The following is a 739-nucleotide window of genomic DNA, read 5'->3' on the forward strand; positions in this document are numbered from 1 at the left end:
CAGTGCGGCACGGCGCGCTCGGCGCGCGTCTCGGCGGCAGCGGCCAGCGAATGCAGCGCGGCGGCGTGCCCGGGCTCGCGCCGCTCCAGCTCGCCGCGCAGGAAATCGCGGAACAGGTCGTGGAAGCGCAGCACCGGCACGGAGTCGTCGAGCGCGCTGAGGAAGAGCTGGCGACCGAACAGGTCGTCGAGCACCGCGCGGGCGTCGTCGCGGCCGGTGACGGCCTGGCACAGCGCGGGGCTGAGCTCGGGCAGCACGCTGCCGTACAGCACGAACTGCTGCAGCGGCGGCGGCAGCCCGGTCAGCACCTCCTGCGCGAAATAGTCGAACAGGTGGCGGTGGGCCGCCGGGCCGGCGAGCGTGGGCAGGCTGCCCGTGCCGGCGCGAGCGCTGCCCAGCAGCAGGTGCAGGCCGGCCACCCAGCCGTGGGTGCGCACGAGCGCGGCCTGCAGCGCCGCGTCGGACGGCGCCTGCAGCCCGCGCAGCCGGCACAGCGCCTGCGCAGCGCCGAGGTCGAAGCGCAGGTCCTCCAGGCCCAGCTCCACCAGCTCGCCGCCGGCACGCCAGCGCGCCAGCGACAGCGGCGGCGCGGTGCGGCTGCCGATGAGGAGACAGAGCTCCGGCGGCGCGCGGGCGATGAGCGTGTCGAGCAGCTGCAGCGCCGCCGCGTCGGTGACGTGGTGCAGGTCGTCCAGCACCAGCGCGATGCGCGACTCGGGCCGGCCCCCGAGCGCGTCGG

Annotated in this window: 1 pseudogene; it reads right to left on the bottom strand. The window is 76.7% G+C overall.

Annotated features, from left to right (window positions below):
* Positions 1–739, bottom strand: a pseudogene (locus tag Y694_RS25190) (transcriptional regulator); the annotation flags it as partial.

This window comes from Methylibium sp. T29-B (genome assembly GCF_000576225.1).
In the GTDB taxonomy this organism is placed as follows: Bacteria; Pseudomonadota; Gammaproteobacteria; order Burkholderiales; family Burkholderiaceae_C; genus Methylibium; species Methylibium petroleiphilum.